Origin of the sequence: Methylophilus sp. Leaf414 (assembly GCF_001425425.1) — a bacterium.
Classification (GTDB): domain Bacteria; phylum Pseudomonadota; class Gammaproteobacteria; order Burkholderiales; family Methylophilaceae; genus Methylophilus.
In genome coordinates this window covers 421,544-444,165 of record NZ_LMQQ01000003.1, presented here as the reverse complement: position 1 = coordinate 444,165, position 22,622 = coordinate 421,544, and the positions used below count along the sequence as shown (strand labels likewise).

Annotated in this window: 26 protein-coding genes; 3 read left to right on the top strand and 23 right to left on the bottom strand. The window is 49.0% G+C overall.

What is annotated here, in order from left to right; all coding sequences use genetic code 11:
* Positions 1-73 precede the first annotated feature (73 nt).
* The 18 genes from ASG24_RS09025 to rpoE form a co-directional block, all read right to left on the bottom strand.
* Positions 74-1,612, bottom strand: a complete 1,539-nt coding sequence (locus ASG24_RS09025; RefSeq protein WP_055870519.1) for a cryptochrome/photolyase family protein — start codon at positions 1,610-1,612, stop codon at positions 74-76.
* Complete coding sequence (locus tag ASG24_RS14955) at positions 1,609-1,770, bottom strand: DUF2256 domain-containing protein (protein ID WP_082488050.1); 162 nt, start codon at positions 1,768-1,770, stop codon at positions 1,609-1,611. Before ASG24_RS14955 ends, ASG24_RS09025 begins: the two co-directional genes overlap by 4 nt.
* Positions 1,767-2,597, bottom strand: coding sequence for a triose-phosphate isomerase (gene tpiA / locus ASG24_RS09020; protein WP_055870402.1), 831 nt, complete (start codon positions 2,595-2,597; stop codon positions 1,767-1,769). Before tpiA ends, ASG24_RS14955 begins: the two co-directional genes overlap by 4 nt.
* 141 nt (positions 2,598-2,738) lie before the next feature.
* Complete coding sequence (fba, locus tag ASG24_RS09015; RefSeq protein ID WP_055827484.1) at positions 2,739-3,773, bottom strand: class II fructose-bisphosphate aldolase; 1,035 nt, start codon at positions 3,771-3,773, stop codon at positions 2,739-2,741.
* Between the two features lie 11 nt (positions 3,774-3,784).
* Positions 3,785-4,762: a class 1 fructose-bisphosphatase gene (locus tag ASG24_RS09010; RefSeq protein WP_055870399.1), complete on the bottom strand. Its 978-nt coding sequence runs from the start codon at positions 4,760-4,762 to the stop codon at positions 3,785-3,787.
* 266 nt (positions 4,763-5,028) lie between these two features.
* On the bottom strand, positions 5,029-5,823 hold the full coding sequence (locus tag ASG24_RS09005) for a ThiF family adenylyltransferase (protein WP_055870396.1): 795 nt from the start codon (positions 5,821-5,823) through the stop codon (positions 5,029-5,031).
* Positions 5,820-6,206: a holo-ACP synthase gene (gene acpS / locus ASG24_RS09000; protein ID WP_055827493.1), complete on the bottom strand. Its 387-nt coding sequence runs from the start codon at positions 6,204-6,206 to the stop codon at positions 5,820-5,822. The genes ASG24_RS09005 and acpS overlap by 4 nt, the downstream gene beginning before the upstream one ends.
* 110 nt (positions 6,207-6,316) lie before the next feature.
* Positions 6,317-7,045, bottom strand: coding sequence for a pyridoxine 5'-phosphate synthase (pdxJ, locus tag ASG24_RS08995; RefSeq protein WP_055827495.1), 729 nt, complete (start codon positions 7,043-7,045; stop codon positions 6,317-6,319).
* Between the two features lie 114 nt (positions 7,046-7,159).
* Complete coding sequence (gene recO / locus ASG24_RS08990; protein ID WP_082488049.1) at positions 7,160-7,912, bottom strand: DNA repair protein RecO; 753 nt, start codon at positions 7,910-7,912, stop codon at positions 7,160-7,162.
* A 23-nt stretch (positions 7,913-7,935) separates the two neighbouring features.
* A complete protein-coding gene (era, locus tag ASG24_RS08985; protein ID WP_055870393.1) occupies positions 7,936-8,838 on the bottom strand; it encodes a GTPase Era in 903 nt (300 codons plus the stop codon).
* Positions 8,835-9,506, bottom strand: a complete 672-nt coding sequence (gene rnc / locus ASG24_RS08980; RefSeq protein ID WP_055870390.1) for a ribonuclease III — start codon at positions 9,504-9,506, stop codon at positions 8,835-8,837. Before rnc ends, era begins: the two co-directional genes overlap by 4 nt.
* Positions 9,507-9,511: 5 nt before the next feature.
* Entirely contained in the window at positions 9,512-9,889 is a 378-nt protein-coding gene (locus ASG24_RS08975; RefSeq protein ID WP_055870387.1) for a DUF4845 domain-containing protein, read from the bottom strand.
* A gap of 48 nt (positions 9,890-9,937) precedes the next feature.
* Positions 9,938-10,753, bottom strand: a complete 816-nt coding sequence (gene lepB / locus ASG24_RS08970; protein WP_055827507.1) for a signal peptidase I — start codon at positions 10,751-10,753, stop codon at positions 9,938-9,940.
* 32 nt (positions 10,754-10,785) lie between these two features.
* Positions 10,786-12,579 (bottom strand): translation elongation factor 4, encoded by a 1,794-nt coding sequence (gene lepA, locus ASG24_RS08965; RefSeq protein WP_055827510.1) that lies wholly within the window; start codon positions 12,577-12,579, stop codon positions 10,786-10,788.
* A 138-nt stretch (positions 12,580-12,717) separates the two neighbouring features.
* Positions 12,718-14,142: a DegQ family serine endoprotease gene (locus ASG24_RS08960; RefSeq protein ID WP_055870385.1), complete on the bottom strand. Its 1,425-nt coding sequence runs from the start codon at positions 14,140-14,142 to the stop codon at positions 12,718-12,720.
* A gap of 289 nt (positions 14,143-14,431) precedes the next feature.
* Positions 14,432-15,385 (bottom strand): MucB/RseB C-terminal domain-containing protein, encoded by a 954-nt coding sequence (locus tag ASG24_RS08955; protein ID WP_055870381.1) that lies wholly within the window; start codon positions 15,383-15,385, stop codon positions 14,432-14,434.
* 17 nt (positions 15,386-15,402) lie between these two features.
* Positions 15,403-15,858, bottom strand: coding sequence for a sigma-E factor negative regulatory protein (locus tag ASG24_RS08950; protein WP_055870377.1), 456 nt, complete (start codon positions 15,856-15,858; stop codon positions 15,403-15,405).
* 112 nt (positions 15,859-15,970) lie between these two features.
* Positions 15,971-16,600, bottom strand: coding sequence for an RNA polymerase sigma factor RpoE (rpoE, locus tag ASG24_RS08945; protein ID WP_055827520.1), 630 nt, complete (start codon positions 16,598-16,600; stop codon positions 15,971-15,973).
* A 209-nt stretch (positions 16,601-16,809) separates the two neighbouring features.
* On the opposite strand from rpoE, the gene nadB reads away from it, so the two are divergent.
* The 3 genes from nadB to ASG24_RS08930 all read left to right on the top strand — a co-directional run bounded on the left by nadB (position 16,810) and on the right by ASG24_RS08930 (position 19,437).
* Positions 16,810-18,420 carry an L-aspartate oxidase gene (nadB, locus tag ASG24_RS08940; protein WP_055870374.1) on the top strand — a complete coding sequence of 537 codons (1,611 nt, stop codon included), beginning with the start codon at positions 16,810-16,812 and terminating at the stop codon, positions 18,418-18,420.
* 1 nt (position 18,421) lies between these two features.
* The gene (locus tag ASG24_RS08935) at positions 18,422-18,895 is read left to right on the top strand and encodes a thermonuclease family protein (protein WP_055870371.1); all 474 of its coding nucleotides are present in this window, start codon (positions 18,422-18,424) and stop codon (positions 18,893-18,895) included.
* A gap of 62 nt (positions 18,896-18,957) precedes the next feature.
* Positions 18,958-19,437, top strand: a complete 480-nt coding sequence (locus ASG24_RS08930) for a peptidylprolyl isomerase (RefSeq protein WP_055827529.1) — start codon at positions 18,958-18,960, stop codon at positions 19,435-19,437.
* Between the two features lie 11 nt (positions 19,438-19,448).
* Here ASG24_RS08930 and ASG24_RS08925 read toward each other — a convergent pair whose 3' ends face one another.
* The 5 genes from ASG24_RS08925 to scpB form a co-directional block, all read right to left on the bottom strand.
* The gene (locus ASG24_RS08925) at positions 19,449-20,111 is read right to left on the bottom strand and encodes an ATP-binding cassette domain-containing protein (protein WP_055870368.1); all 663 of its coding nucleotides are present in this window, start codon (positions 20,109-20,111) and stop codon (positions 19,449-19,451) included.
* Positions 20,111-20,800 (bottom strand): molybdate ABC transporter permease subunit, encoded by a 690-nt coding sequence (gene modB / locus ASG24_RS08920; RefSeq protein WP_055827534.1) that lies wholly within the window; start codon positions 20,798-20,800, stop codon positions 20,111-20,113. Before modB ends, ASG24_RS08925 begins: the two co-directional genes overlap by 1 nt.
* A gap of 18 nt (positions 20,801-20,818) precedes the next feature.
* Positions 20,819-21,601 (bottom strand): molybdate ABC transporter substrate-binding protein, encoded by a 783-nt coding sequence (gene modA, locus ASG24_RS08915; RefSeq protein ID WP_055870365.1) that lies wholly within the window; start codon positions 21,599-21,601, stop codon positions 20,819-20,821.
* A gap of 108 nt (positions 21,602-21,709) precedes the next feature.
* A complete protein-coding gene (locus tag ASG24_RS08910) occupies positions 21,710-22,057 on the bottom strand; it encodes a winged helix-turn-helix domain-containing protein (RefSeq protein ID WP_055870362.1) in 348 nt (115 codons plus the stop codon).
* A 6-nt stretch (positions 22,058-22,063) separates the two neighbouring features.
* A complete protein-coding gene (gene scpB, locus ASG24_RS08905) occupies positions 22,064-22,612 on the bottom strand; it encodes an SMC-Scp complex subunit ScpB (RefSeq protein WP_055870360.1) in 549 nt (182 codons plus the stop codon).
* Positions 22,613-22,622: the final 10 nt, after the last annotated feature.

Genomic DNA, 22,622 nt, shown 5'->3' with positions numbered 1-22,622 from the left:
GACTATTGTAGCGCTTGGCGGCCAGCCATTTATGACAGTTTTATGAAATCGTATGAATCAAAAAATTCCTCGTTTATAACTGCTGTATTTGTTTCAGTCGCTGACTGGCAAATGCCTTGATCGCAGATTGTTCGCTGGCCGTCATTTTGCCCACATGTTGCACCATCAGGCGGGTGCGTTGATTACCAGCCAGCAATGTTTCATGCTTGATTAAAAATGCCCAATACAAGGTAGTGAATGGACAGGCAGCCTCACCTGTTTTCAGTGTCGGGTCATAGCGGCAGTTTGCACAATAATTACTCATGCGTTTGATATAGGCACCACTGGCGACATAAGGCTTGCTGGTGAATCTGCCACCGTTGGCATACAAGGCCATGCCCGCCACATTTGGTAATTCCACCCACTCGACGGCGTCGACATAGACAGCCAAAAACCAGTCTGCGACCTGCTGGGGCGACAATTCAGCCAAAGTTGAAAACAGGCCTATGACCATCAGGCGCTGGATATGGTGTGCATATCCGGTTTCCAGGGTTTGGCCTATACATTGCGACAGGCATTGCATCTGCGTTTGTCCGGTCCAGAACCAGGCTGGCAAATCACGTTCATGCTTGAAATAGTTGGCTGATTTTAATGCCGGCATTTCGAACCAGTAAACGCCACGGACAAATTCGCGCCAACCCAGTATCTGTCGTATAAACCCCTCAACACTGGCAAGCGGCGCCTGGCCTTGCTGGTAGGCCTGCTCGGCAGCGGCAATGACTTCCCGCGGATTCAACAATTTAAGATTGAGCGCCGAGGCCAGCAGAGAATGCCATAAATAAGGGCTGTCTTGCCACATGGCGTCCTGGTACGTGCCAAACTGCGGTAATTTTTCTTGTATAAAATGCGAGAGTAATTTAAGAGCCTGTGCACGTTTCACCGGCCATGGAAACTCATCCAGTTTGCCGGGATGATCGGGAAACCGTTGTTTGACAAAGGCGATGACCGCTTGAGTAAGCGCATCGGGTGCAAACCTTGGCGATGGCTTTAAATTTTGCGGACCTTCTTTACCTAAGTGTTCCCGGTTCTGCTTGTCAAAGTTCCATTCACCGCCGGCTGGCGCGTCGCCTTTCATCAGCAACTTGTATTTTTTGCGCATGCCGCGGTAAAAATTTTCCATTCGCAAAGAACTACCTTTTTGCTGCTCTGCCCAACGCTGGAACTGCGGGATACTGCACATATAATGCGTGTCCTGCAGAACATCCAGCGCTACATGATGTTCCTTGGCTGTGGCCTGTAATGCCTGCAATACCCGCCAATCGCCAGGCTCGCACACTCGCATAGCTTGAGGCTGATGTTGCTGCAACATGGCTCGCCACACCGCAACCAGGTCCGGGTAATCATGTGATTCGAGTTTGAAATAGGTAAGCGGAAAATGCCTGGCTTGCAAAGCCTCGGCAAAGTGGCGCATGGCGGATAAAAACAAGGTAATCCGCTGCCGGTGTGACCAGACATGCGTACTCTCCTGCATGACTTCTGCCATCACAATATGATCCTGAGATGGATCAAATGCTTGCAGGGCGGGGTTATCCAGCGTGAGCTGGTCACCCAAAATGATGACCAGGTTTTTCATGCTGCTGCTAATTTCGCTTGCCGCCGGCAACGTTCGGAACAGTATTTGACTGCTTCCCAGTTATTCGCCCAGGATTTTCGCCAACTCATCTCCCTGCCGCATTGCTGGCAGGGTTTGCTGGGTAAGTGACTTTTGTTGCCTTTAAACGAAGAGATCATGCAACATAGACTGGTGCAGCCCTGCTGGATTCCTTTAAAGCCTGTTTTTGCTGGTAGCAACGGCTGGCGGTTTTGCAAATATCCACGAAATCTTCAGCAACCAGCGCCGCACGCCCCAGCAGGCCACCATCGATATCCGGCATCACTAACAGACTTTCAGCATTTTTAGGTGCCATACTGCCGCCATACAGGATGCGGATCTCATCAGCAAACTCGCGGTCACGCTCGGCAATCATCATGCGGATAAACGCATGCATACGTTGAGCATGTTCAGGCGTAGCATGTTCGCCGGTACCAATCGCCCATACCGGTTCATAGGCAATCACCATATTCAGTTTTTTTGCCAGCGCAAACGCCTTGTCGTCCAGGCCATACACTACATTCAGCATCTGGTTACGCACAATTAATTCGGCCATGCCGCCATCGCGTTCATCCAGGGTTTCGCCTACACAAAAAATGGGTGTAAGCCCGGCATGCAAAGCATTCAGCAAGCGTTTGGTCGCTACCTGGTTACTTTCCAATTTGAGGGCGCGACGTTCCGAGTGACCGACGATAGTGTAAGTGCAGCCAAATTCGGCGACCATTTTTGCCGAGATACATGAGGTAAAAGCGCCCTCAGTAAATTGACTGACATTTTGTGCGCCCCAGGCAATCGCGGAGCCTTGTAAAGCAGACTGCGCCTGATATAAGTATACATAGGGCAGGCACACAGCCGCATCCACACCTTCAAGATGATGGAGTTCTTGTTTGAGCCGATTCAGCAGGCCCTGATTTTCCAGCAAGCTGCCATGCAGCTTCCAGTTACCGACAACTAATTTTTTGCGCATGATGTAAACCTTTCTATCATGCCCCCTTGGTTAGGATTATTTTTTAAGAGCAAGCGTTTAAGTTGGATGATGTGTTTCTAGTACCAGTTAGCTGGCAACGTTATTATCTATGGCAGCTTTACCAAACAACCGTTCAATCATTTAATAAATGGCGGCCATTTTTTCCAGGGAAACCACTTTTATTTTACCCGCCTGCCCTGCACTGCCAAATGCTTCAAAGCGCTCCTTACAAAGCTGTTGCGCTGCGTTGGTTGCCTCTTTAAAGTAACCCCGTGGATCGAACTCTTCCGGATGTTCTACGAAATATTCGCGAATGGCTGCAGTCATTGCGAGGCGGATATCGGTATCAATATTGACTTTGCGCACACCGCTCTTGATGCCTTCTACAATCTGGGAAACCGGAACCCCATAGGTTTCCTTGATGTTACCGCCATAATGGCGGATTCTTTCCAGGAATTCTTGCGGCACACTTGAAGAACCATGCATGACCAGATGCGTATTAGGAATCTTGGCGTGAATTTCCTGGATACGCTTGATGGATAAGGTATCCGCTGACGGCGGACGTGTGAATTTATAAGCACCGTGACTGGTGCCAATCGCTATAGCCAGCGCATCTACTTTGGTCGCTTCAACAAACGCAGCCGCTTCGTCCGGGTCGGTCAATAGCTGGGATTCATCCAGCTTTCCTTCGGCGCCAACACCATCCTCTTCTCCAGCCATGCCGGTTTCAAGTGATCCCAGTACACCTAATTCGCCTTCTACAGAAACACCCACTGCATGAGCAAACTCTACCACGCGCCGCGTCACATCCATGTTGTATTCATAACTGGCCGGGGTTTTGTGATCTTCTTTTAACGATCCATCCATCATCACGCTGGAGAAGCCACTACGGATCGCCATCTGGCAAATTTTGGGAGAAGTGCCGTGGTCCTGGTGCATACACACCGGAATATGTGGAAACTGCTCGATGGCTGCTTCTACCATCTTGCGCAGAAAGGACTCGCCAGCATAGCCACGTGCCCCAGCCGAAGCCTGCAAAATAACCGCACTGTTTACTTCGTCAGCAGCTTTCATAATGGAGATGATCTGCTCCATATTGTTGATATTGAAAGCGGGATAGCCGTAACTATTTTCGGCGGCGTGATCGAGTAACTGCCTGAGGGAAATCAATGCCATGCAAAACTCCTTTATTCTGTGGCTTGCTGGTGATATTCACGCAAGCGCTGGATTTCTTTTTTGGACCCCAGTAAAACCGGGACCCGTTGGTGGCAGGATTTGGGTTGTATTGCGAGGACATCTTCCAGGCCAGTGATGCTTTCACCGCCCGCCTGTGCCACTAGCAGGCTCATCGGGTTGGCTTCATACAATAATCTTAAACGCCCGGCCTTGATCGGCTGTTTATTGTCGCTTGGATATAAGAACACACCACCACGCGCCAGGATGCGATGCACATCCATCACCATACTGGCGCACCAGCGCATATTGAAATCACGGCCGCGTTCACCTTCTGCGCCTTGTAAACATTCATCTATGTAACGCTTCACTGCTGGCTGCCAGTAACGTTGATTGCTGGCGTTGATGGCGAATTCAGAAGTCTCTGCCGGAATTTCGACCGTTTGTTGGGTAAGCACAAAGCTGTCATTTTCATGGTCAAGCGTAAACACATGTGTACCCTGGCCTAGCGTCAGTACCATTAACGTCGCTGGCCCATACATAATGTATAGCGCTGCCCGTTGTGCCTGTCCTGGTTGTAGAAAAGCCTGCTCGCCCTGGGTTGCAACACCGGTATTCGGTAATATAGAGAAAATACTGCCGACCACGCCATTAATAGATAAGTTGGAAGAACCATCCAGCGGGTCCATGCAGACCAGAAACGGTGCATCCACGGTTTCAAAAACAATCGCTTCTTCTGTTTCTTCAGAGACTACACCGGCTACCACGGCAGAAGCACGAAATTGTTCAAGAGCGACTTCATGACTACGGATATCCAGTTGCATCTGGGTTTCACCCTGCACATTCGTGCTGGTGGTTTTCTCGGTCACCCCTTGTAATGCGCCTTGCTTGACCAGGTCAGCAATCTCAATGCCAGCCTGGGCTGCGTGCCATATCAGCACGTTCAATGCATGATTCAGTGAAACCTGTTTCAGAAATACATCCAATTGCATGGCAGATACCTTTATTATGGTTTTAGCGATACTTGCAGCGAAACTTTAACCCACCTTCATGCGGCCCTAAATAAAGAAGACAGACTGGAAAGCCCTGCACTAACCTCAATCAGAAGTTTAACTATGCAATGTCTATGCCTGTTTTCTATTCGCTGTTTTCTATTGGGTAGACGTTACATCTTAAAGATTGTTCAACAATCTTATAACAGTAGTGTGTCAATTTACGCCAAACTCACTGCGAAGCGCAAATTGAATTGAAAAAGGGATTAGCGCGAAAACACTAATTCTTGCAGGGCATGCTGCGCAGCGATAAAGCCGAAACTGGCAGTGACACAAATACTGGAACCATAACCGGCGCAATTGAGGCCGGTCAATCCTGCCTGGGTATCACAGGCTTCGGCTGGTTTTTCCACCGGCTCATCGGAATACACCGCAGTGATACCGAATTTGGCTGATTTTTTGCTATCACTGGCTTGGGGGAAACCATGATCACGACGCAACTGGTTACGGATTTTTGCCAGCATACGGTCGCCATGCACATGTGCCAGATCCGCCAGCCGGATACGCGTCGCATCGAGCTTGCCGCCAGCACTACCCACCACAATCAGCGGCAATTGCTGCTGATGGCAATAATTGGCCAGTGCAATTTTCGCTTTGGTATCATCCATGCAATCGACTACGATATCTGGCCGCATTGCTAGCACCGCTGCCATATTTTCTGCTGAAATAAAGTCTTCAATCTCGACCACGTCACAGGCCGGATTAATCTGCGCAATCCGCTCATGCATGGCAGTGACTTTGGCTTTACCTACACTTTCATCCAGCGCATGGATTTGCCGATTGATATTGGATACCGAAATATTATCCAGGTCGACCAGGGTCAGCTTGCCCACGGCATTGCGCGCCAGTGCTTCTACTGTCCATGAGCCAACACCGCCCAGGCCTATCACCAATACATGCGCCGCTTGCAGTTGCTGCAAGCCTTGCTCGCCATATAACCGACGCACGCCGGAAAAGCGGCGTTCATTATCTTCTGCCACGACTGTATTTGCTAATGTCACTTGCTTACGGTTTCCAGTACGACATAAGCCAGCGCCAGATTTTTCTCGTCGCTGATACTGATATGTGACTGGTGGATATGATGTTGTTTGAGGAAGCCTTGTAATGTCGCGGCCAATTGCAGCAGTGGCCGACCCAACGCATCGTGGGTGACAGCAATATTATGAAAGCTGACATCGCCGCGAATGCCGGTGCCAATCGCTTTGGCAAAGGCCTCCTTGGCGGCAAACCGCTTGGCAAGAAAGCGCGCTTTTAACTGGCTGGCCTGGTAATCCGCCCATTCAGACTCGGCCAGAATGCGTTTGGCAAATGGCTCACCAAACTGGTCCAGCGAGGCTTGAATGCGCTCGACTTCAACAATATCAGTCCCTATTCCAAAGATCATTTGACCACCTCGCAAAACAATTTTGCATTGATATTAGGCATCGCCAAATACTTTTAACAGACGCATTCGTATGAATGACTCACTGCAATTATAAAACTGGATGGGCTGCATTACCTGGCTGAAAACTCTTTCATCAGGGATTTCATCTCACGCACCGCATTATCCCAACCGACAAACAAGGCATGCGCGACAATGGCATGGCCGATATTCAGCTCTTCAAACCCCGGCAAACGTGCGATGCGGTGTACGTTGTGATAATGCAGGCCGTGCCCGGCATTGACTACCAGGCCACTGGCTTTCGCATGATGCAGGGCTGCCTCTACTCTGCGTAACTCTTCAGTTTGCGTTTTTTCAGTGTCGGCATCGGCAAATGTACCGGTATGTATTTCGATCACCGGCGCACCGATTTTTACTGCGGCATCGATCTGCGCCAGATCTGGCGCGATAAACAATGACACGCGTATGCCCTGGTCAGACAGTTTCTTGACCGCATGTTCCACTTTGGCGTAGTGCGTGAGCACGTCTAAACCACCCTCGGTGGTGCGCTCTTCGCGACGTTCCGGCACCAGGCAGACATCCTGCGGTTTCACCTGAATCGCGATATCCAGCATTTCATCGGTCACCGCACATTCAAGATTCATCTTGGTCTGGAGCAAAGGCCGCAAAGCAAAAATATCCGCATCCTGCATATGGCGTCTATCTTCACGCAAATGCAACGTAATACTGTCCGCACCAGACTGTTCAGCACGCAATGCTGCCTGAACTACACTGGGGTACCTGGTACCACGTGCCTGGCGAATTGTGGCGACATGGTCAATATTCACACCTAATTTCAACATATGTTCTTTCGATTGCTTTGGCTGGCTGCCACGTTTTTTTAATTATAAACTTAGCCAGCGCATGCTCTCAACAATCTGGCTGTTTAAGGCTTTTTTATTTCACGCTAGATAAGCTTAGAAGTCTTGCAGATCGACCAGCAACTGGCGGGTATGCAAGGGCTTTTCACCAAGGTAATGCTGTAACAAATAGCGCATCAATTGCTTGCTTTGCACCTGTGTGGTTGTGTTGCTGTAACTTCCACGGGCCATATCGAGCAAGGACCGGCCCTGAATCAGCACACCATTCTTGGTAACGTTTAAGGCAGAAGCGCCATAGTCGGCTTCGAATCGATAGGTTTCTTCGGCATGAATAATCTCGCCATTTTCATCATGCGTCAGTGGCACGGCATAACCCAGCTCTTGCAACATTTTCAATTCAAACCGGCGCATGATTTCTGCCAGTTGGCCACTGCCGGTTTCGTGGGTAAGCGTAGAAAGTATTTGTACGGTTTCGGCATAATACTCAAACAGTTGCACATGCGCATCGTCGCGCGGCAGCAGGCGCAACAGCAGCTCATTCATGTAAAAACCGCACATCAGCGCGTCGCCTTTAAGTAAGGTCAGGCCAGTTAGCCATTCCAGGCCGTGCAAAGTTTTGAGTTCATTTTTACCTGACCAGGTGCCAGCCAGTTGCTGAAAGGATTGCAACATACCACGCATGGCTGAAAGCGGACGACGGGCGCCTTTTGCTACACCAGCAATCCGTCCAAAATCGCGGCTGAACATTTCAACCACCAGGCTGGTTTCTTTGAAAGGATACGTGTGGAGAATAAAGACTGGCTGTTGTGATTGCTTGAGTGCAGCAACATTAGGGATGCTCACAGCCATGATGCGACCGCCAGTGCAGGCGACTAAAACCCTAGGCTTTTTAATGCACGCTCGTCATCTGCCCAGCCACCTTTAACCTTGACCCAGGTTTCCAGGTAAACTTTGGAGCCGAACAGCTTTTCCATATCCTGGCGCGCTTCGGTGGAGATTTGTTTGAGTTTCTCGCCACCCTTGCCAATGATCATGGGTTTCTGGCTGTCTTTATCGACAATAATCACGGCAAAAATGCGGCGAAGTTTTTTGACGGTTTCAAACTTTTCAATTTCTACCGTCATTGAGTAAGGCAACTCATCGCCTGCCAACCTGAATATTTTTTCGCGAATTAACTCGGCGGCTAAAAAGCGTTCATTCTTATCGGTGAGTTCATCTTCACCATATATCGCTGGCTGTTCCGGCAAATGCTCACGCACCGCGTCCAGCAAGCCATCCAGATTCTGGTTCTTTTTTGCACTGACCGGGATGATACCGGCAAACTCAAACAGCAGATCAAAGTCCTGGATCAATGGCAATAAATTACCTTTATCCCCCATCAAATCTGCTTTATTCACTACCAGCAAGACCGGCTTGTTCTTAGGTAACAGTTTCAGGACCAGCTCATCTGCTTCGCCCAGCTTCATCGGCTCGATCACGAACAGCACCACATCGACTTCAGACAATACCTGGGTCACTGTTTTGTTCAGGGTTTTGTTTAAAGCATTGATATGTTTCTGCTGGAAACCCGGCGTATCCACAAACAGGAACTGGGTATCCTCAGTGGTATGGATGCCGAGTAAACGATGGCGTGTGGTCTGCGCCTTGCGTGAAGTAATGGCTAACTTCAGGCCCAGGATATGATTCAGTAAGGTAGATTTACCAACGTTTGGCCGGCCAACGATAGCAACGGTGCCGCAACGGAAATCTTCAGTAGGTTCTATATGTTCTGTCATGATTGAATTTTTTCCATGGCGAGCTTGGCCGCCTGCTGTTCTGCCACGCGGCGGCTAGTGCCGGCACCAGTAGTAGTGATATTTAGTTTCTTGATAAAGCATTGCACGGTAAAGGTCTGTGCGTGTGCCTCGCCTTCGATAGATGCTACCTGATACTCGGGCAGGTCCATCTTTTTACTTTGCAGGTATTCCTGCAATTGTGACTTGGCGTCTTTATCAATCACCTTCGGGTTGATAGTAGTGAGTGTTTCGCGGTATAGCAACGCCACCACTTGTTCAGCGGCTGCAAAGCCGCCATCCAGGTAGACTGCACCGACAATGGCTTCCAGCGCATCCGCCAGGATAGAAGGCCTGCGCCAGCCTGCGCTCTTCAATTCACCTTCACCGAGTTTGAGTGCATCGCCAAGATTCAGTGTAATAGCGATCTCGGCGAGGCTGGCTTCTTTTACCAGCTTGGCGCGCAAGCGGCTGAGGTCTCCCTCTGGTATATCAGGGAATAAATTAAATAACTGATGCGCAATAATAAAGTTGAGCACGCTATCGCCTAAAAATTCCAGGCGTTCGTTATTGCTGGCCGAAAAACTGCGATGTGTGAGCGCTTGCTGCAGCAACTCAGGCTGCGTGAAGCTGTAACCGATGCGGGTCTGTAAGACTGGAAGCGCGCTCATCTCACCTACTGTGATGCTTTGCTGGCCGCATCAAAATCGATCAGCAAACTGATAGTGTCTGTGAGGGGAATCGTTTTTTGGTAACGCACAGCTACAGCACCGCTGGCGATAGTCAAATCGCGGCCTTGCACGGTCTTGATCATATCCACATGCATCTGGCGGTCAAACGCGGCACGGATATCGGCATCACTTTGCAGCATAGGGTCATGCGCCAGGCGGTTGACAGTCGATTGAATCGAGAAATATTCCATATAGGATGGCAACGCTTTAAGTGCCACCATGCCCAGAATACCCACTGCAGTTAACACCAGCAGAAAACCGATCAAGCCTAACCCGCGTTGCGGCTTTGCTGAAGTCTGCGTTGAAATATGAGAACGTTTCATATGCCATCTCTCCACAAATGGTGATTGCCTAAACGATGACGACCGACATTAACCGATACTTTGCCCGATACGACGCCACTGGTCAAAGTTAAACCAGATAAAAAACGCCCGACCAACCAGATATTTCTCAGAAACAAAGCCCCAGACACGGCTATCAGAACTATTGTCGCGGTTATCGCCCATGGCATAGTACTGGCCTTCAGGCACAGTGATCGCTTCGCCTTGCATTAAGCGGTCACCCAGGCTGCCAGGGCTATACTGATTCATGATGTCATGGATCAGTACATCGTGTTTGACATCGCCCAACTGCTCCGTCAGGCGTGAAGCGGTCACATCCACCGCGCGTGAGCTGCCACTTTCATCGTTCACATTCAATGCATATTTGTAGGGCTCAATGAAATCAAGGTTAATGACTTTGTCATTGATAGTCAGCTGTTTGTCACGGTATTGAATTTTATCGCCCGGCAAACCCACCACCCGTTTAATGTAATCAATCGATGGGTCTGGCGGGTAATGAAACACGAATACGTCGCCACGCTTAGGTTTATCCACCGGATAAAACACATTGTTCAGGATAGGCACACGTAAGCCATAAGTGAATTTGTTGACCAGTATATAGTCGCCAGCCAGCAATGTCGGCATCATGGAACCGGAAGGAATTTTGAACGGTTCAACGATAAATGAGCGCACCGTGAACACCAGCAGGATGACCGGGAAAAAGCTTTTGCTGTATTCCACATACCATGGATCAGGCACATCACCCAAGGCACTTGCCTGGCGTTTTTTGCGCAGGACCAGGATATCCAGCAACCAGATAGCGCCGGATACCAGCAAAATCACCAACATAAAAATTGCAAAATACATGCTCGTTCCCTGTAGAAAGCGGGGTTTCCCGTTTATTTATCTTCAACGCGCAGAATCGCCAGGAAGGCTTCTTGTGGAATTTCCACATTGCCAACCTGCTTCATGCGTTTTTTACCTTCTTTTTGTTTATCCAGCAATTTGCGCTTACGCGTAATATCGCCACCGTAGCACTTGGCAATCACGTTTTTACGCATGGCCTTCACGGTTTCACGGGCAATGATGTTAGCCCCAATTGATGCCTGGATGGCAATATCAAACATCTGGCGAGGAATCAGTTCGCGCATTTTGGAGACCAGTTCACGGCCACGATAAAGACTGTTTGCACGATGCACAATCAGGCTTAAAGCGTCGACGCGCTCTCCGTTGACCATGATATCCAGCTTCACCAGATCGGCGGCACGGAACTCCAGGAATTCATAGTCCATCGATGCATAACCGCGTGAAACAGACTTCAATTTATCAAAGAAATCCAGCACCACTTCGTTCAGCGGCATTTCGTAACTCAGCATCACCTGGCGGCCCATATACTGCATATTGCGCTGGATGCCGCGTTTGTTATTACACAAGGTCATCACCGGCCCGACATAATCTTGCGGCATCAACAGATTGACCACAATCATAGGCTCGCGAATCTCTTCCACCCGGGAAGGCTCAGGCAGGCGGGACGGATTTTCAATCTGCACCACTTCACCGGTTTTGAGCAACAACTCGTAAATCACGGTAGGTGCAGTAGTGATCAGGTCCATATCGTACTCGCGCTCCAGGCGCTCTTGTACGATCTCCATATGCAGCAAGCCTAAGAAGCCACAACGGAAGCCAAAGCCCAGTGCAGTCGAGTTTTCCGGCTCAAACTGCAGGCTTGAGTCATTCAAGCTCAGCTTTTCCAGTGCGGTGCGCAGACCTTCAAACTGGTTGGACTCAACAGGATATAAACCGGCAAACACTTGCGGCTTAACTTCTTTAAAACCGGGCAGAGGCTCAGAAGCCTTTCTACCGGCTAAAGTGACCGTATCGCCGACTTTAGCGGCTGCAAGCTCTTTAATACCTGCAATAATAAACCCTACTTCACCTGCGCTTAATTGCGGACGTTGCAGCGACTTTGGCGTGAACACACCGACTTGCTCACACAAGTATTCAGCGCCGGTTGCCATCAGTCGGATTTTATCCTTGGCGCGCAATACGCCATCAACCACGCGCACCAGCATCACTACGCCTACATAGTTATCAAACCATGCATCAATCACTAACGCTTTCAACGGACCATCGACATCACCTTTTGGCGGCGGCACTTTGGCAACCACTTCTTCGAGCACATCGCGTACGCCTTCGCCGGTTTTGGCGGAACAACGCACAGCATCGGTGGCATCTACGCCAATCACATCTTCAATCTCTTGGGAAACGCGTGCCGGGTCGGCAGAAGGCAAATCAATTTTATTCAGGACAGGGGTAACTTCAACGCCCAGTTCAATCGCGGTGTAACAGTTAGCTACACTTTGCGCCTCAACACCTTGTGAGGCATCTACGACCAGCAAAGCACCTTCACAGGCAGAGAGCGAACGGCTGACTTCATAGCTGAAATCCACATGCCCTGGCGTATCAATCAGGTTGAGGAAATACGTTTCACCGTTGTTGGCTTTGTATTGCAGGGCGGCGGTTTGCGCTTTAATCGTAATACCGCGCTCACGCTCGATATCCATACTATCCAGCACTTGCGCTTCCATTTCGCGCGCCTCCAGCCCACCGCACATTTGAATGATGCGATCAGCCAGTGTCGATTTGCCATGGTCGATGTGGGCAATAATCGAGAAATTACGAATATTCTTCATGTTCTGCTATAGGTTGATTACAAGCAAGAAAGGCGCTTTACGCGCCTTTCCAAATTTGCTGGCATTTTACAGCAAACGCCTATTTATCAGGGATTTATTTTAAATCACTGAATGTTTGCTGCGCTTTAAAACCCATATTTATTTGCTTACCTTGATAGGAACATACAAAGTATTTTCGCCTCTCAGCACCAGCACTGCCACCGTTTTTCCGGAAGGCACAGCGTTGATCTGCTTATTGAACAAATCTACACTTAGGCTTTCATTGTTGTTCAGGCCAAGAATCACATCACCACGGCGGATACCTGCTTGCGCCGCTGCGCCCACGCTTTCAATCACCAGCAAGCCATTTTTTCCATTCAGCTTTTTCTTTTGCTGTGGTGTTAATTCACGCAAGGTAAGGCCGATCTTGTTAGATTCTGATTTAGAAGGCTCTTTGCTCGAAGCAGGGGCTTCAGCTTGCTCGTTTGGCATTTCACCAACGCCTAACTGCAGTGTCTTGCTGGTGCCTTTACGCACAATTTCCACTGGCACGACTTTACCAGGTTTGATAGAAGCGACAACACGCGGCAGATCACCGGAAGTTACAATTGGTTTACCGTCAAACTTAAGGATAATATCGCCAACTTCCAGACCACCTTTGTCTGCGGGACTATTTTTTTCAACGCCGGCAATTAGTGCGCCACTGGTTTGTTTCAGGCCAAAAGAATCCGCCAAATCTTTAGTCACCTCCTGAATACCAATCCCTAACCAGCCACGTGAAATACGGCCAGTCGCCTTCAACTGATTGGAAATATCAATAGCCACATCAATCGGGATGCTGAATGACAGCCCCATGGAGCCACCACTTTTGCTATAAATCTGGGAGTTCACACCAACCACTTCACCGCGCAGGTTAAATAGCGGACCGCCTGAGTTACCAGGATTAATCGCAACATCGGTCTGGATAAATGGAACATAATTTTCTTGTGGCAGGGCACGACCTTTGGCACTGACAATACCGGCTGTCATGGTGTTTTCAAGGCCGAAAGGAGAACCAATCGCTGCTACCCATTCGCCGACTTTCAATGCACTTGGATCACCCACGACTACTTTAGGTAAGCCAGTTGCTTCAATTTTAATCAGGGCAACATCGGTACGTTTGTCGGCACCAATGATTTTTGCCTTGAATTCGCGCTTGTCAGACAGTTTTACCAGTACTTCATCAGCTTCACTCACCACGTGCGCATTGGTCAAAATATACCCATCACTGCTGATGATAAACCCTGAACCCAATGACTGGGTTTTGTAGTCCTGCCCGCCTTCCTGGCCCGGCATACCAGGCATACCCGGAATACCGAACCGGCGCAGCAATTCTTGCAGATTTTCATCATTAGGCATGCCAGGGAAACCCATGCCACCGCCACCGTGAACTACAGAAGTAATACTGATATTAACCACTGTGGGTCCTTGTTTTTCTGCTAGCTCAGTAAAGTCAGGCAAATCCTTGGCCTGCGCCGGCATGACAAACATACTCACTGACATAGTGCATGTCAGAAACACTGCAGAAATCCATTGCTTCATGATGATTTTTCCTATTATTTAATCAATTAATTCAATATTTTCAAATACTTATTCATAGCAGCCAACAAGAAAACCTGGTCACTGTTAAAACGCTTTCTACATATGGTGATTACACGCACAAAAACAAAGAGCTTTCATTTGACAATCACTCCACAACAATACGCCAGACGCTACCAGCTCATCCAATATTGATTGATTAGAGGAATTTGTCATGAATGAGGAAATATCAGGGATGAAAATAATTCTGGGAGTGCATGCAGCAAGGAGGACAGGTAGAAATCATCGAGTTTGATTACTTCTTAAAAGTCACCTGCTGCGCAATTTGCTCAACGGTTTGCGCCGGTACTTCACCTACAACCACCAATTGATAGCCGTTTAAGACATGGGCGTATACATTGGTCGAACCCATGGTTTTTTTGCCAATGCGAGGTTGCATGCCTTTGATTACAGGCTCAACAAACAGCGACACTGAAGCAAGGCCATCAGAAAAAATTAATTGCTGGACTGGCACCGTACGACCCGGGACCCGCAAGCGGATCTGGTCTACTTTTTTATACCCGGCAGGCAGGTTTGCGATTACCAGATTATTTTCCACATGGGTCAAATCGGTGGTGTCATCCATCACATAAGGTTTGGAAGCGTCGATCTTGGGTTGGAACCAATCCAGGTCTTTGGTTTGCAACATGGATACCTGATTGAAACCGATTTGTTCCAGGGTATGACCTTGCACATCCAGCATGCTCATCTTCAACAACAAGCCATATTCGCTATCAGACCAGACGCGGTATTGATAACGCAGGTTGTCATTGGGGATCATATCGATTACTTGAGCCAGACGCCCAGCAATCCGCTCCTGGCCAACAAATTTTAACTTGTAGTTTTGCTTGAGAGGTTGAAGCTGGGTCGGCAACATGGCCGGGAAGAGGTTCTGACCACGGCGCTTTTCGATCACTACCTTGTCATTTTTTGCATTAAAAATAACAATATCGTCACCTTCGCTAAACACTTCACGCGGACGGCCATCAAGGACGACATTGCGGGTAAATTCCCGGCCGGCTTCATTGATATGGGTAATTTGAACGGAGCGAATAATCGCTCCGTTATGATAGATAAATAATCCCTGGTAGTTAAGCTCTCTGGCTGCAGAAGCTGTTTTCTGCATAGTGACCCATAAATCTTCATCTGCGACTGCCTGTTGGCAGAGCACTAACGCAAATACCGCACGAATTACAAACTGCACAGACATACCAATCACAGTTAAAGCTATTCGCCAGCGTAAGTTACATTATGAATATAGTACGTCGCACTATTAGGTGAGTAATTGTGATGCGCCATGACATATTGATCAGTTTCACTGTCAGCAATTTGCACCGAATCAACAGTTGCAGGCTGGTTGAGCACAAACATACCAACAAAAAAAGCAGCTGCTACAGACGCTGCAATAGACCAAACGTATTTATTGGGTCGTGACTTTATTGGAACCACTGGCTGTGCAGCAGCTCTTGGTGCCAATACCACAGGCTCATCACTCAGTTCTGCCATGATGCGGCTGGTCATATCGGGTTGCACCCAATACTCTTCACGCATCACATCGCGAATCACATGATACTCCTGCCAGGCTTGCGCTACTTCGCCAGTAGATTTGGCCGCAAGAAATATATGTTCACAGCGTTCAATATCGGCTTCGCCGTCGATTAAAGCGGATAATTGCTGCTTCATAATAACCCCAAGTCAATCAATGTTTTTATGTTAGCATTTAACAAATTGTTTGTCATAACACCCATTATTTAAAAAGTTTACATCAAATGGCTGCACTAATAGTGTTACCGGATTACCAACGTTTGTGGTTTGGTGTGTCCAGCAATGGTCTTAATTTTGCAGCAATAGTCTCACGTGCACGAAAAATACGTGAGCGGACAGTGCCAATCGGACATTGCATTACTGTCGCAATATCTTCATAGCTTAAGCCTTCAAGCTCGCGCAACGTGATAGCTGTGCGCAACTCTTCTGGCAACGCGGCAATCGCATCATTCACGGTTTGCGCGATTTCTTTAGTCATGAGAGAGGTTTCAGGCGTCTCCATCGTACGCATGTCCTGACCCTCATCGAAATTTTCTACGTCTTCAATTTCAACGTCCTGCATCACCTGTGGCTTGCGTCCCATGGACACCAGATAATTTTTGGCAGTGTTGATGCCAATACGGTATAACCACGTATAAAAGGCACTATCACCGCGAAAACTATGCAATGCGCGATACGCTTTAATAAAGGATTCCTGTACCACATCCTCTACTTCAGCCTGGTCGCGGATCATACGCGACAATAGTCTTCCGAGCTTACGATTGTACTTTTCGACCAACAGGCCAAATGCACGTTTATCGCCCTGCTGGGCACGTTCAACCAACAGTTGGTCGAACTCTCTATTCTCAAGCTGTTTGGCGTTTGCCGCCTGAACAGTCATATCGCGATGACTCCCTTGGGTAATTTTATGATTGGGAGTAGTATACGCTTTTGTATTGCTTTCGACGAACCCGGTGCGCGTTAACGCCTCTAATTTTGTTGTGTGTAACATCGTCTCATCCCTTATTTTTGCCTGCGATTGCAACATGCAATACAGACAAATTTCTGACACGGCTTTTTCTACAAAAGTTCCTCTGCCTTTACAACAATATGAATAAAGTATTTGATGTCCTGATCATTGGCAGCGGATTGGCTGGTCAATCTCTGGCCCTGCGGCTGGCTGATAATTATCGTATTTGCATATTGAGTAAACGCGAGCTTTCTATGAGCGCCAGCAACTGGGCGCAAGGTGGCATTGCAGCGGTACACAATAGTGAAGACTCAATCGAAGCGCATATTCAAGATACTTTAGATGCCGGTGCCGGACTGTGTGATAGCGAAGTCACCCGTATGGTAGTCAACAATGGCCGTGCCAGTATTGAATGGTTATTGCAGCAAGGGGTTAACTTTACCCGCGAGCCTGAAGATGACCGCCTGCACCTGACGCGCGAAGGCGGCCATAGTCACCGCCGGGTCGTGCATGTGGCAGATGCCACCGGCCAGGCGGTACAAACCACGTTAACCGACCGCGTACGTGAACACCCGAACATCACCGTTCTCGAACACCATATTGCAGTCGACTTGATCACCACGCACAAGCTGTTCCAGCAAACGGCCACTGATGGCCCTAACCGTTGCCTGGGTGCGTATGTGCTCAATAGCCAGACCGGGCATGTGACTACGCTATCGGCGCAATACACAGTGACTGCAACGGGTGGCGCAGGCAAAGTTTATCTTTATACGACCAACCCCGATATCAGTACCGGTGACGGTATTGCCATGGCATGGCGGGCTGGTTGCCGCGTCGCAAATATGGAGTTTGTGCAGTTTCATCCGACCTGCTTGTACCACCCGCACGCCAAATCTTTTCTGATCTCGGAGGTATTGCGCGGAGAGGGCGGATTGCTGACCTTGCCAGATGGCACACGCTTTATGCATTTGCATGATGAGCGGGCAGAACTGGCGCCACGCGATGTGGTCGCGCGTGCGATTGACTTTGAAATGAAAAAACGCGGACTGGACTGTGTTTATCTGGATATCAGCCATAAGCCGCTGGAGTTTATCCAGTCGCACTTCCCCAACATTTACAAACGCTGTTTGCAACTTGGGATAGATATCAGCAAACAGCCGATCCCAGTCGTGCCCGCTGCGCACTACACCTGTGGTGGCGTCATGACTGACATGCATGGGCGCACCGATATTGATTGCCTGTATGCAATTGGCGAAACCGCCTGCACTGGCTTGCATGGCGCGAACCGCCTGGCAAGCAACTCGCTGCTTGAGTGCCTGGCATTCAGCGAAAGTTGCGCGCAAGACATTCAAGCCTCTGGTCAGCAGCCTACCATTTCGCTACCGGACTGGGATGAAAGCCGCGTCACTGATGCCGATGAAGAAGTACTGATTACGCACACCTGGGATGAACTGCGTCGATTCATGTGGAATTACGTCGGCATTGTGCGCACCACCAAAAGGTTAAGCCGGGCTTTACATCGCATTCACATGTTGCGCGACGAAGTACACGAGTTTTACAGTAACTTTAAAGTAAGCCACGACCTGATTGAACTGCGTAATTTGTTACAGGTAGCAGAACTCATCGTCCGCTGCGCAATTGAGCGCCAGGAGAGCCGTGGACTGCATTACAGTAAAGATTATCCGGAGCTGCTGCCCGAGGCGATCCCCACGGTATTAACGCCAGAAAACTACACCAGCCTGCTGGATTAACATGCCAAATATCTGGCTGTTATTACTGCCTTTTGTGCTTAGCATTCACGCGCAAGCTGAACCCGTTTTAAAAAAAGTCATTGATGGCGATACCGTTATCATTCTGGACCAGGGTAGAACTTACCACCTGCGGTTGCTGGATATTGACGCGCCTGAATCCCAGCAAAGCTTCGGCAAACAATCGAAACGTACCCTGATGGCACTTTGCAATAGCAAGATTACAGTACAGGCCATCGGCACAGATCCTTACGGACGCACCCTAGGCCATTTATACTGTAATCACACAGACGCCAGCCAATATCAAGTTGCACAAGGGATGGCCTGGTTTAACAGCCGCTACTCATCTCGAGCAGAATTAGCATCATTGCAACAACAAGCGCAGCAACAAGCATTGGGTTTATGGCAACAAACCAACCCGACTCCTCCATGGCTCTGGCGCAAGCATTTTGGTCAACATTATCAACAGCGAGAGTGACACCATCCCGGCAATATCCTTTAGAATAATGTTTTATTACCGGATAACTTAGGACATTTCACATGCAAGTAGCAATGAACACCGTAGTCAGTATGACTTACAAACTACAGAACACTGATGGCGAGACACTGGAAGAAAGCCAGCAACCGGTGGCCTATCTGCACGGCGGTTACGACAATATTTTCCCTAAAGTTGAAGAAGCCATGCACGGTAAAAATGTAGGCGATGTGATTGAAGTGAGCCTGGATCCTGAAGATGGCTTCGGTGAATACGATGACGGCCTGGTACAAATCGAGCAAGCCAGCGCTTTCCCGGCTGAAGAGTTAAAAGTCGGTATGCAGTTTGAAGGTGAAGACGAAACAGGCGATGTGATTTTGTATACCATTACCGATATTGCGGATGGCAAAGTCGTCGTTGACGGCAATCATCCTTGGGCGGGTCAGCGCCTGCTGTTTACCGCGACGATTAAAGATGTGCGTTCGGCGAACAAAGAAGAAATCGAGCATCAGCACGTACACGGTGCCGGTGGTCATCATCACTAAGCTTTAAAGTTTTAACCCGGCTGGCGCAATTGCCCTTGCGCCAGCACTAATACTTCGTTGGCAATCTCTGTCACTTCCTCCCGCACATGGCTGACATATACAGTCGGCAATCCAAAAGTAGTGATTACTTTTCTGATGTAAGGCAGTACCTGCTGTTTCAATGCATCATCCAGGCCACTTAACGGTTCATCCATAAGCAGTACAGCAGGCTGGCTTAGCAAAGCGCGGCCAATCGCAACGCGCTGTTTTTCACCGCCGGATAACTGGCCAGGTTTGCGTTTGGTGAGCGTGCCGATATCCAGCACATGTATGACTTCTTCCATTGAAATGGAAATTTTTCGTTTCGGCATGCTATACATTAGATTCTGCTGCACATCCAGATGCGGAAATAAACGCCCATCCTGAAATACGATACCTACCTGCCGCTGCCATGGGGGACGTTTGATCGCTTTTTTTGAATCAAACCATACCTGCTGATCACTTTGAATGATGCCGGAGGCAGGCATTAACAAGCCAGCGATGTTATGCAACAAAGTAGTTTTTCCGCAGCCGGAGGCGCCCATAATGCCGAGGCAGTCGCCAGGCTTCAAATCAAACCTGGCTTCAACGGTAAACACAGGCTGTGTCGCCGCGACAGCATAAGGCTGGTTGATCTGAATATCTACATGCAGCATCAGCGTTGGCTCCTGATCAGCCGTCTTTCCAGCCATTGACTGGCGAGCAACGCGAAAATAGATACCAATACACTCAAAATTACTAACCTGAGCGCAGCGGCATCTCCCTCGGGAGTTTGCGTCAAACTGTAAATCGCCAATGGTAAGGTGCGGGTTTCGCCTTCCAGATTGCCGGCAAAGGTAATAGTCGCGCCAAACTCACCCAGACTGCGGCTAAATGCCAATATGCTGCCCGTGAGCAGTCCATGGTAAGACAATGGCAAAGTGATAGTCAGGAATACCCTGATTGGAGATGCACCCAATGTTTGGGCAGCCTGCTCCAGAAGCGGATTTACCTGGAGCAATGCCTGCCGGATTGAGCGCACCATTAAGGGAAACGCCATCACCGCCGAGGCAATCACGGCTCCCCACCAATGAAAAGTGAATTGAATATGAAACTGTTCATATAGCCAGGCACCGATCCAGCCTCTGCGGCCAAGCAATACCAGCAACATATAGCCCAATACAACAGGTGGTAATACCATAGGTAAATGCACCAGCGCATCCAGCAGCGACTGTCCCCAAAAACGTTTTTTGGCTAATAGCCACGCCATTGCCATTGCCGGTAAAAGCAAAATAACCACGCACCAGGCCGCCACTTTCAGCGAAAGCAGCACGATGGAAAGTTCTGCAGGAGACAGTGTCCACATGGTAATTAGAACAATGGCTTACTCAGCAACGAGTGGCTTGAAGCCATAAGAAGCAAGTAATTTTTTAGCCTCGACTGATTGTAGATACTTATAAAACGAGGTGGTTGCGGCGGATGCCTGCGGCAATAATGCCATCGGATACACAATAGGCACATGGCTGTTTTCAGGGAATTCACCAGCCAATTTTACCTTGTTTGAAGATTGTGCATCGCTGGCATATACGATACCCACATCGCACTCATCACGCTCGACCAGGTTCAATGTGGCACGTACATCTTGTGTACTGACCAACCTGTTTTTTACTTTTTCCCACCAACCCAGACTAGTCAGTGACCGCTTGGCATAAATCCCGACCGGCACAGACAATGTATCGCCGGTGCACCAGTAGCCAGGCGCCTGCTGGTTCACATCTACAGATGCCTCGGCTTTTATGTTCAATGGCTTGGCTAGTGGCGTGATCAGCACCAGGCGATTACTCAGCCATGGTTTGATAGTCGCATTTTGTAGCAATTGCTTGTCTTTCAGGTATTGCATCCATTTTTCATCGGCAGAAATAAACATATCACCAGGTGCACCCTGTTCCAGTTGCTTGGCAAGAGTACCCGATCCACCATAGACTGGCACGACTTGCACGCCAGCTTGCTGGCTGTAATGCTTGACCAATACATTCATCACATCGGTCAAGCTGGCTGCGGCAAATACTTTAATTTTCCCCTCTTCTGCGTGCGCCAATGCATTGACCAGGCAAAGACTTACCAAAGCGCTCACATAAGACAAGTGCAGCCAACCGCATTTTTTCATATTTCTATCCCGTTTAATCATTAAGAAAATGCTCTTGCGCAACAATCGTCAACATTCAGTAATGCTACCATCGTTATATCCATACATGCATTACGACACTCAAAAAAATTACGCTTTTCTCAGGTGCCGTGTAATCAGGTCAAGTTCATCTGCGGCTGCCTCTGCCGATTTTTTTAGAATCTGTTGATATGCACCAATAAGCGATTTGCCGAATTCAGTTACTTGCGCACCACCACCATGCGTACCTCCCGTAGAGCTCAGCACAACAACCTGGTCAAAGCAGCGATTCATGACATCCACCAGTTCCCAGGCCCTGCGGTAAGACATATGCATTTGCTTGGCCGCGGCGGAGATGGAGCCATGTTGTTCTATCATCAGTAACAATTCTATTTTGCCGGGGCCGAGCGCTGTATTACCTTCATGACTAATACGGATTTTAAGTAATGAGCCCCGCATCACAAGTTATTCCAGCGGAATTTCTGCTTGTGCAAACGCTTCAAAGGGCGGCAATTCTGCCAGCGAACGCAAATCCAGGTCATCCAGAAAATGTTTAGTAGTTGCATATAATGATGGCCTGCCGGGCACTTCACGTTGGCCAACCACGTCTATCCAGTCGCGTTCCTGCAACTGGCGAATCACATTCGGGTTTACCGCCACACCGCGGATCTGCTCAATATCGCCACGCGTTACGGGCTGGCGATAGGCAATAATAGCCAGGGTTTCCATCACTGCGCGTGAATATTTTGGTTGTCGTTCGGGGTTTAGACGCGAGATATACTCGCTGTATTCCGGCTTGGCCTGAAAGCGGTAGCCGCTGGCCACTTGCACTAAATCCAGTGTTTTATCCAGCCAGTCTGCTTTTAGTTCGTCCAGCAGCATGCGCAGTGTAGCGCGTTCCATGCGTCCGGCAAACAATTTAAGCAAATCATCTAGCGCCAACGGCTGCGGCGATGTCAGCAACGCCGCTTCCAGAATCTGCTTCATCTCCTGGATATTATCCGGATCACGCAATATATTCCTC

Excerpts from the sequence above, each read along its gene's own strand:
- recO (WP_082488049.1), bottom strand. The coding sequence starts at position 7,912 with ATGGCTGTGAGCATCCCTAATGTTGCTGCACTCAAGCAATCACAACAG.
- ASG24_RS08910 (WP_055870362.1), bottom strand. The coding sequence starts at position 22,057 with ATGCGGGGCTCATTACTTAAAATCCGTATTAGTCATGAAGGTAATACA.
- ASG24_RS09025 (WP_055870519.1), bottom strand. The coding sequence starts at position 1,612 with ATGAAAAACCTGGTCATCATTTTGGGTGACCAGCTCACGCTGGATAAC.
- ASG24_RS14955 (WP_082488050.1), bottom strand. The coding sequence starts at position 1,770 with ATGATCTCTTCGTTTAAAGGCAACAAAAGTCACTTACCCAGCAAACCC.
- fba (WP_055827484.1), bottom strand. The coding sequence starts at position 3,773 with ATGGCATTGATTTCCCTCAGGCAGTTACTCGATCACGCCGCCGAAAAT.
- ASG24_RS08975 (WP_055870387.1), bottom strand. The coding sequence starts at position 9,889 with ATGAAACGTTCTCATATTTCAACGCAGACTTCAGCAAAGCCGCAACGC.
- ASG24_RS09010 (WP_055870399.1), bottom strand. The coding sequence starts at position 4,762 with ATGCAATTGGATGTATTTCTGAAACAGGTTTCACTGAATCATGCATTG.
- nadB (WP_055870374.1), top strand. The coding sequence starts at position 16,810 with ATGAATAAAGTATTTGATGTCCTGATCATTGGCAGCGGATTGGCTGGT.
- pdxJ (WP_055827495.1), bottom strand. The coding sequence starts at position 7,045 with ATGTTGAAATTAGGTGTGAATATTGACCATGTCGCCACAATTCGCCAG.
- tpiA (WP_055870402.1), bottom strand. The coding sequence starts at position 2,597 with ATGCGCAAAAAATTAGTTGTCGGTAACTGGAAGCTGCATGGCAGCTTG.
- lepB (WP_055827507.1), bottom strand. The coding sequence starts at position 10,753 with ATGTATTTTGCAATTTTTATGTTGGTGATTTTGCTGGTATCCGGCGCT.
- acpS (WP_055827493.1), bottom strand. The coding sequence starts at position 6,206 with ATGATCTTTGGAATAGGGACTGATATTGTTGAAGTCGAGCGCATTCAA.
- ASG24_RS08955 (WP_055870381.1), bottom strand. The coding sequence starts at position 15,385 with ATGTCTGTGCAGTTTGTAATTCGTGCGGTATTTGCGTTAGTGCTCTGC.
- rpoE (WP_055827520.1), bottom strand. The coding sequence starts at position 16,600 with ATGACTGTTCAGGCGGCAAACGCCAAACAGCTTGAGAATAGAGAGTTC.
- modB (WP_055827534.1), bottom strand. The coding sequence starts at position 20,800 with ATGTGGACACTGTCTCCTGCAGAACTTTCCATCGTGCTGCTTTCGCTG.
- ASG24_RS08930 (WP_055827529.1), top strand. The coding sequence starts at position 18,958 with ATGCAAGTAGCAATGAACACCGTAGTCAGTATGACTTACAAACTACAG.
- modA (WP_055870365.1), bottom strand. The coding sequence starts at position 21,601 with ATGAAAAAATGCGGTTGGCTGCACTTGTCTTATGTGAGCGCTTTGGTA.
- lepA (WP_055827510.1), bottom strand. The coding sequence starts at position 12,579 with ATGAAGAATATTCGTAATTTCTCGATTATTGCCCACATCGACCATGGC.
- rnc (WP_055870390.1), bottom strand. The coding sequence starts at position 9,506 with ATGAGCGCGCTTCCAGTCTTACAGACCCGCATCGGTTACAGCTTCACG.
- ASG24_RS08935 (WP_055870371.1), top strand. The coding sequence starts at position 18,422 with ATGCCAAATATCTGGCTGTTATTACTGCCTTTTGTGCTTAGCATTCAC.
- era (WP_055870393.1), bottom strand. The coding sequence starts at position 8,838 with ATGACAGAACATATAGAACCTACTGAAGATTTCCGTTGCGGCACCGTT.
- ASG24_RS08950 (WP_055870377.1), bottom strand. The coding sequence starts at position 15,858 with ATGAAGCAGCAATTATCCGCTTTAATCGACGGCGAAGCCGATATTGAA.
- ASG24_RS08925 (WP_055870368.1), bottom strand. The coding sequence starts at position 20,111 with ATGCTGCATGTAGATATTCAGATCAACCAGCCTTATGCTGTCGCGGCG.